Source organism: Xenorhabdus santafensis (genome assembly GCF_033949405.1).
GTDB lineage: Bacteria > Pseudomonadota > Gammaproteobacteria > Enterobacterales > Enterobacteriaceae > Xenorhabdus > Xenorhabdus santafensis.
Window position 1 is genome coordinate 1 of the sequence record NZ_VCDN01000303.1, and the last position, 290, is coordinate 290.

Below are 290 nucleotides of genomic sequence, written 5' to 3' on the forward strand. Positions count from 1 at the left end.
GTAAATATCAAGAATGTGCATGTAACCACTCCTTAAAATACTCAAACATCTCTTTAGAATCCTCTTCAAACATTGGCGAATCATAAATCCTTATAGATTCAAGACCCTCATAAAAAACAAAATGAACTCCAGTACCATTAAAAAGAAAAACTCCTTTTAAATTTAGATCAGAAGATCTAAGATCATTTGAATTAAAATCATGAGAAATATGATTAGATTGAGAAGCCAATTTCATAACTTGCTTTGCAAAAAATCCACTCAATAAAACCCCTTCAAAATCACCATCTTCA

The 290-nt window shown here is 30.0% G+C and carries 1 protein-coding gene; it reads right to left on the minus strand.

What is annotated here, in order from left to right; genetic code table 11:
- Window positions 1–7 precede the first annotated feature (7 nt).
- Window positions 8–290: hypothetical protein (locus FE392_RS20345; RefSeq protein WP_319931921.1), on the minus strand; the 283-nt coding region annotated here is incomplete at its 5' end.